Source organism: Arthrobacter silviterrae (assembly GCF_011045165.1).
GTDB lineage: Bacteria > Actinomycetota > Actinomycetes > Actinomycetales > Micrococcaceae > Specibacter > Specibacter silviterrae.
Genome location: NZ_JAAKZI010000063.1, coordinates 1 through 6,977, shown reverse-complemented (window position 1 = coordinate 6,977; position 6,977 = coordinate 1). Strand labels below are relative to the sequence as shown.

At 62.4% G+C, this 6,977-nt stretch carries 7 protein-coding genes; 6 read left to right on the top strand and 1 reads right to left on the bottom strand.

The features are described 5' to 3' along the window. Window positions 1-123: 123 nt before the first annotated feature. Complete coding sequence (locus G6N77_RS19260) at window positions 124-786, top strand: response regulator (RefSeq protein WP_165183788.1); 663 nt, start codon at window positions 124-126, stop codon at window positions 784-786. A 30-nt stretch (window positions 787-816) separates the two neighbouring features. Here the strand turns inward: G6N77_RS19260 and G6N77_RS19255 are convergent, their stop codons facing one another. After that, on the bottom strand, window positions 817-2,508 hold the full coding sequence (locus tag G6N77_RS19255; protein ID WP_165183787.1) for a GAF domain-containing sensor histidine kinase: 1,692 nt from the start codon (window positions 2,506-2,508) through the stop codon (window positions 817-819). A gap of 154 nt (window positions 2,509-2,662) precedes the next feature. On the opposite strand from G6N77_RS19255, the gene G6N77_RS19250 reads away from it, so the two are divergent. The 5 genes from G6N77_RS19250 to G6N77_RS19230 all read left to right on the top strand — a co-directional run. Continuing rightward, window positions 2,663-3,133 carry a pyridoxamine 5'-phosphate oxidase family protein gene (locus tag G6N77_RS19250; protein WP_165183786.1) on the top strand — a complete coding sequence of 157 codons (471 nt, stop codon included), beginning with the start codon at window positions 2,663-2,665 and terminating at the stop codon, window positions 3,131-3,133. Between the two features lie 126 nt (window positions 3,134-3,259). Beyond that, entirely contained in the window at window positions 3,260-4,330 is a 1,071-nt protein-coding gene (locus G6N77_RS19245; protein ID WP_165183785.1) for a zinc-dependent alcohol dehydrogenase family protein, read from the top strand. Between the two features lie 11 nt (window positions 4,331-4,341). Continuing rightward, on the top strand, window positions 4,342-4,983 hold the full coding sequence (locus G6N77_RS19240; protein WP_165183784.1) for an NADPH-dependent F420 reductase: 642 nt from the start codon (window positions 4,342-4,344) through the stop codon (window positions 4,981-4,983). Window positions 4,984-4,990: 7 nt separating this feature from the next. Next, on the top strand, window positions 4,991-5,449 hold the full coding sequence (locus G6N77_RS19235) for a universal stress protein (RefSeq protein WP_240902442.1): 459 nt from the start codon (window positions 4,991-4,993) through the stop codon (window positions 5,447-5,449). Between the two features lie 45 nt (window positions 5,450-5,494). Next, the coding region (locus G6N77_RS19230) for a heavy metal translocating P-type ATPase (protein ID WP_165183783.1) at window positions 5,495-6,977 on the top strand (1,483 nt) is incomplete at its 3' end.

The window sequence follows — 6,977 nt, the reverse complement described above, 5'->3', positions numbered from 1 at the left end:
CCATTAGTCCGGCGTCGGGCGTTGCGGGAGAATGGCCTTTCGCGGTAGACATGACAGGGCTTTCATGATCAAGATGGCTTTCACAGGGGTTTCACCTGACTCAGCTAAGGATGTGGACAAGCGATGGACAACACTGAGCAGGCCAATGCCATAGTTACGACCGCCGCCCTCCGGGTATTTATTTTGGACGACCATGAACTGGTTAGGCTGGGCCTTCAGGAACTCTTGGAGGGCCATGGCTTTACCGTGGTCGGCTCGTCGGGTTCCGCGGCCGAGGCGGCCCGCCTGATCCCGGCACTCCATCCCGACGTTTCCATACTCGACGCACGGCTGCCCGACGGCACGGGCATTGAAGTGTGCCGTGACGTCCGTTCGGTTGATCCATCCCTCAAATGCCTCATCCTGACGAGCTACGATGACGAGCAGGCCCTCCGAGGCGCTGTGCTTGCCGGTGCTGCCGGCTATGTCCTGAAAGAAATCGGCGGCACCGACCTGCTCACCGCCATCAAGGTCGCTGCGCGGGGCGAGTCGCTGTTCGATTCAGCCCTCAAGCGCAAGATCATCTCAGGGCTAAGCGAGCCAGCTCCCCCGGACCCACGTGTGGCCTCCCTGACTGCACAGGAGCGCCGGGTGTTGGCCCTCATCGGCCAGGGCATGACCAACCGCCAAATCGGGCAGGAGCTCTTCCTCGCCGAAAAGACCGTCAAGAACTACGTTTCCTCCCTGCTGGCAAAACTTGGCTTTGAGCGCCGGACCCAGGCAGCGGTGTATATTTCCCGGAAATGATTGTCCGGCCTTTGGCCACATCTACATTGTTCACACGCCCTGGGAAGCATGTTTATTGTTCAGTGGAACCGACCAAAAGAACTTCGTACCGCCCTGGGCAACACTTTCCACCTGAAAAATACCGTTGAATTTCAGTGCCCGCCTCTCCATGTTGACCAGCCCGCTCCTGTCGGAACGGGTGCTGATTCCACAACCGTCGTCACTGACGGTGACGCTTACGAAGCCGCCTCCAGCGGTCACGGCAACGTCGATTTCCCCGGCCTTGGCATGCCTGACAGCATTGCTGACTCCCTCCGTCACCACGGCAAGCAGTTGCTCCGCCACCTCCGGCGGAACGCGGGAATCGATGGGCCCTGACAGCACTATTCGCGGCGCGAACGACAGCGGCGTTGATACTTTCAGCACAGTATTCAAGATTCGGCTGCTGACCAAGTCCGTGTCGCCGGTCGAGGTGCGCAGTGCATAAATGGTGTCCCGCAACTCTTTGATGGTCGCATCCAGTTCGTCGGTAATGGCACGAATGCGGGCAAGGCCGGCAGAATCAGGAATGAAGCGGCCAAGGCTTTGGACATTGAGCCCGACGGCAAATATCCGCTGGATGACTACGTCGTGCAGGTCCTGGGCGATGCGATCCCGGTCCGTGTACAAGACCAGTTGTTCCCGAATCTGGTGGGTCTTGGCCAACTCCAGCGCCAAGGCAGACTGCGCGCAGTAAACCGAAACCAATTCGGAGGTCAGGGAAGAATACGGGGCGCCCCCCTTCTCACGCACCAGCACAAGGAGTCCGTGCTCGGCGCCCTTAGTCCCAAGACGCGCCAGCAGCGAGGGACCAGATAGTCGCCCGGAGGCCGGCCCCAGCAACTTCGAAACCGTTTCGAAACTAGCTGGCTCGCCAGCCGACAGCACGCCTTGTACGCTCCCACTGTCCAGGTCCAGCAACCGCCCAATCCATTCCTGCGAGCCGTTGCCGGCACCTGCGAGGACTTCGACCTGTCCCGCCTCGTTGGGCGCACTGGCAATGAGAGCCAGTGCCGAATCGGACGCATCAAGGGCGGTCTGTGCAACAAACCCGGGTCCGACACCGGACCCTGCCGCACCAACCCCCATCATGAGCACTGCGACACTCCGGCCTGCTTCCAGCCATCGCGTCCGTAATTGCGCGTCATCGAACAGTCTCGCGTTTTCGATGGCAAATCCGGCAGCCCCGGCGAGGGCCACGGCCAAGTCTTGGTCTTCCGCTGTGAAAAATTTCCCGCCGTTCTTCTCCGTCAAGTACAAGTTCCCAAAAACTTTGTCGCGGATCCGAATGGGCACCCCCAGGAAGGTGCGCATGGGCGGATGGTGCTTGGGAAATCCATACGACGCCGGATGGTCGTGGAGATTCGGCAGTCGGATGGGGCGCGGGTCCTTTATCAGCAACCCCAGGACCCCATGCCCTGTAGGCAGGGGTCCAATGAGCTTTGCGAGCTGGGGATCGATACCCTCCGTAATGAAGTGGCTCAGGCCTCCGCTGCCACCGATAACGCCCAAGGCGCCATATTTGGCGTCCAGCAGCTGGCACGCGGACTGCACGATTCGACTGAGAACTGCTTCCAGGGTTAGCTCCTCGGCAATTGAGATAACCGCTGAGAGCAACCCTCGCAGTCGTTCATCTGAAGGTTGCCCATGCATGTCCACGGCTGGAGGCACAACACCATTGTCACGCGGGCCCGGCTGGTCCATTCTTTGCCTCCGTGCAAGTCCACTTCCAAGACGCCAAAGGTGGCTCACTGCACACCCCTTGCACTCAGGATACGCCGCAGCCAAGGTGTCTTCGTGGGTCGAACCAGGCCATTGTGCCCTAGCGGGAAAGGCCCAATAGCCATAAGCTCACCCCATGACGCACAAACCAGCAGCCACAAGAACCGAAGACCTGCCGGTCCACGAGTGCTGGGCACTCCTTCGAGGGGTGTCCGTCGGCAGGCTCGCAATCTGGGACGCCGACCATCCCGACATCTTCCCCATCAACTACACAGTTGACCATGGCACACTGGTCTTTCGCACCGGAGAAGGCACCAAGCTGACCGCCGTGCTCGAGGGACACCCGGTTGCACTCGAAGCCGACGGGGTGGACCCGGACACCGGCATTGCCTGGAGCGTGGTGGTGAAGGGCACCGGCGCGCTCCTCTCCTCGACCGGGGATCTGCTGGACAGTTTTTCCCTCCGGCTGTTCCCTTGGCATGCCGGACGCAAGGACAACTTCGTGCGCATCTCGCCAACATCGGTCACAGGGCGCAGGTTCCGGGTCACACCACCTGCGGAGTGGTGGACGGCACAGGCCAACATGCCGCAGGCCTCGCCCGAGTAGGGTGTGTCGCCAAAGACACCTGCGATGAGGGCACTTAGACCCTAACCCACCCTGTGCGTCACGCGTAGCGTCAATGACACCGATACCGGCAATAGGCCGGACCGGCACCCGACGAACGGACGCACCATGAAAGCGCTGATCTACAACGGCCCCGGCGACAAGTCCTGGGCAGAGGCTCCGCAACCGCAGCTCCTCCACCCCAGCGACGTGATCGTCCGGGTGGACACCACCACCATCTGTGGCACGGATTTGCACATACTCAAAGGCGACGTTCCGGCCGTCCAGCCAGGGCGGATACTCGGCCACGAAGGCGTGGGCACCGTGGTGGAAACAGGCACGGGAGTCCAGGAGCTGGTGGTGGGCGACCGCGTCCTGATCTCCTGCATCAAGTCCTGCGGCCACTGCCCCAACTGCCGCCAGGGCCTCTACTCCCACTGCCTCGGCGAGGAGGGACAGTCGGGCATCGGCTGGGTGTTTGGGCACCTCATCGACGGCACCCAGGCCGAGTTTGTCCGCGTACCCTACGCTGACAACTCGCTGTACAGGCTGCCACCCGGAGTCAGTGATGTGGAGGCGGTCATGCTCTCCGACATCCTGCCGACCGGCTTTGAGATCGGCGTCCTTTCCGGCGGCGTGAAGCCTGGCGACGTTGTGGCCGTCATAGGTGCAGGGCCTGTGGGCCTCGCTGCCATAGCGACCGCAGGGTTGTGCGGAGCGGGAACCATCGTGGCGATTGACCGGGACGCAAACAGGCTCGCGCAGGCCCTCGAGTTTGGCGCGACGGACACCGTCGATTCCCAACGTCCTGACTGGCGGCAAGAAGTTATTGACTTGACGGACGGCGCCGGCGTGGACGTGTCCATCGAAGCCGTCGGGTTGCCGGAAACGTTTGCCATGGCATTAAGCTTGGCCCGCCCCGGCGGCCGCGTTGCCAACGTGGGCGTCCACGGCTCCAGCGTTGACCTTCCCCTGCAGGAGCTGTGGATCCAGAACATCAGCATCTCGATGGGCTTGGTCAACACCAACACCACCCCCATGCTGCTTAAACTCGTGGCCCAGCACAAAATTCCGGCCGCCAAGTTCGCCACCCACACGTTCTCATTTGACCAGGTGCTTGAGGCCTACGACACCTTTGCCCGTGCCGCAGAAACGAAGGCCCTGAAGGTCATCATCACCCGCAACCCCGCACACTCCTGAAAGGCATCGTCATGGAACAAGTCACCATCATCGGCAGCGGGAACATGGCCCGGGCCATCGCCATCCGCATGCTGGCGGCACGGCACTCGGTGCAAATCCTGGGACGCAATGGACAGAAAACCCGGGACCTCGTGGAATTCCTCGGCGCCGGTGCGCAAGGCGGGGGCGAAGGCGCGGCCATCGAAGGCGGAATTGTCTTTCTGGCAGTCCCTTACGAGGAAGGCAAGAATACAGTCCTTGTTTATGGCGAAGCCCTGGCAGGAAAAGTCGTCGTGGACATCAGCAATCCCGTGGACTTGTCTACCTTCGACCGCCTGTTGGTCCCCGCCGGATCCTCCGCCGTTGAAGAGATCGCACGCCACGCAAGCCCGGATGCCCACGTGGTCAAAGCCTTCAACACCTGTCTGGCCAAGCCCCTGGAAGCCGGAACCGTGGCCGGGCTGCCCCTCGATGTCTTCATCGCCGGCGAATCCGAACAGGCCAAGGTCAAGGTCAGCGCTGTCGTGGCAGCCTCGGGCCTGCGGCCCATCGACGTCGGACCGCTGCGCAGGGCCCGTGAATTGGAGGCCATGATGCTCCTTGTCATGGGACTGCAGGCCAGCCCGGACCAGGACAACTTCAACTGGGACACGTCCCTCAAACTCCTGCCTTAGGAACACCATGAACCCCTCAATGGATCCGGTGGAGCGGGTTGTCGTTGGAATTGACGGCTCGGAGTACTCCACGCTCGCGCTGCAAACCGCCGCCACCTTGGCCAAGGCCCTGGCACTGCGACTCGATGTCGTCAGCTGCTGGAGCCGGTCGGACATCTATTTTGCTGCAGAAATTCCCGTGGGAGGGTTCCCGGAGGCAGACGTGCTTGAAGTCGAAGCGACCCGATTGGTGGAGGACGCCGTCGAACGGGCCTTTGGCCCGGAACGGCCCCCTGGACTGGTGGACGTCAGCATCAGGTACGGCCACCCCGGCAAGATCCTGGTGGACGAAAGTGCCAGCGCCCGCCTGCTCGTCGTGGGCCGTCGCGGACGGGGCGGATTTCTCGGCCTGCGGCTCGGGTCGGTCTCCTCCGCGTGCGTGGCCCACGCCCACTGTCCGGTGCTTGTTGTCAACGAACCGGATTAGACAGCCTTCATCAACCACCGGCCTGGCAGGTCCAAGGAACCACCCATGCAACTCATCCGGCGCAACTACCAGATCGCGGCCACGCTTTTTGTAGGATGTCTCGTCCTGTTGTTGTTGGGCCTCGGTCAAAGTGCCAGCGCACAGTGGTTGGCCAGCACGTTCGCGGCGGCAGCCGCCGTTCAGCGGGGGGCTGGCATGATCCGCGACATGGCTCATGGGCGCTGGGGCGTGGACATCCTTGCGGTCACAGCCATTGTCAGCACCGTCGCCGTCGGCGAATATGCCGCAGCCCTCATTGTTGTCTTGATGCTCTACGGCGGTGCGGCCCTGGAAGACTATGCCGCCGGCAAGGCAAAAGCAGAACTTGGTGCCCTGTTGGACCGTGTCCCCCAAACCGTCCACCGGGAGGTTCCCGGCAGGCGCCTGAACGATGTGCCAGCAACGGACGTTGTGCCAGGGGACGTCCTAGTACTGCGTCCAGCGGAGGTGGTCCCTGTGGATGGACGGCTGCTCTCTGCGGCAGGGTCCTTCGACGAGTCTGCCCTCACCGGCGAAAGCCTGCCGGTCGAATTGACACAGGGTCAAGAGGTTCTTAGCGGCTCAGTCAACGGCGCTGCTGCGGTGCGGTTGTCAGCCACTGCTTCCGCGGAAGATTCACAATACAGCCGCATTGTGGCCCTGGTCCGCGAGGCAGCTGCCAGCCGCGCACCGTTTGTCCGCCTTGCGGACCGGTACGCAGTACCGTTTACCCTTCTGGCACTGGTCCTCGGAATCCTGTCCTGGGTCCTGAGCGGCAAGTCGCTGCGATTTGCCGAGGTTCTGGTGGTCGCCACCCCGTGTCCCCTGCTGATCGCGGCACCGGTGGCATTCCTCGGAGGAATGAGCAGAGCGGCCAGGAACGGAATCGTGGTGAAGGGCGGCGGAACCCTTGAGCTGCTGGCCCGGATCAAAACAGCCGTCTTTGACAAGACAGGGACACTCACCCATGGTCGTCCAACACTCGAGGAAATCAGAACATCGAAGGTCTGCGGCCCACCGCCGTCCGACATGGAGCTGCTCGCCCTGGCGGCATCGGCAGAACTTCACTCCTCCCACGTCCTGGCCTCATCCGTGGTTGATTCGGCCCTGGCCTGCAAGCTGGACTTGTCACGTCCCTTAGAAGCTGTGGAACACGCCACGGACGGCGTCAGCGCCACCGTGAACGGGCATCGGGTTGCTGTCGGAAAGCGCACATTCGTGGAGGCACAGTCCGGTCCCGTTTCGGAGGAACCCATCGCCGCGGGCCAGCTGGCCGTGTACGTCAGCATTGACGGCGTATATGCCGGGGCGCTCATCATGCGGGATCCGTTGCGCGCAAACGCAGCGGCGACTTTGGCCGCACTTGCCGCCCTGGGCGTGGCCCACATTGTCATGGTCACGGGGGATGCCAAGGCGACGGCGGACCATGCTGCCAGCATGGCAGGAATTTCGGAGGTATGGGCAGGCTGTCGTCCCGAGACGAAGGTCTCCATTGTCCAAGGCCTAGTCC

What these genes read in the sequence shown, in the direction of transcription:
- G6N77_RS19245 (WP_165183785.1), top strand. Translation starts at nt 3,260, where the DNA reads ATGAAAGCGCTGATCTACAACGGCCCCGGCGACAAGTCCTGGGCAGAG.
- G6N77_RS19260 (WP_165183788.1), top strand. Translation starts at nt 124, where the DNA reads ATGGACAACACTGAGCAGGCCAATGCCATAGTTACGACCGCCGCCCTC.
- G6N77_RS19250 (WP_165183786.1), top strand. Translation starts at nt 2,663, where the DNA reads ATGACGCACAAACCAGCAGCCACAAGAACCGAAGACCTGCCGGTCCAC.
- G6N77_RS19255 (WP_165183787.1), bottom strand. Translation starts at nt 2,508, where the DNA reads ATGGACCAGCCGGGCCCGCGTGACAATGGTGTTGTGCCTCCAGCCGTG.
- G6N77_RS19235 (WP_240902442.1), top strand. Translation starts at nt 4,991, where the DNA reads ATGAACCCCTCAATGGATCCGGTGGAGCGGGTTGTCGTTGGAATTGAC.
- G6N77_RS19240 (WP_165183784.1), top strand. Translation starts at nt 4,342, where the DNA reads ATGGAACAAGTCACCATCATCGGCAGCGGGAACATGGCCCGGGCCATC.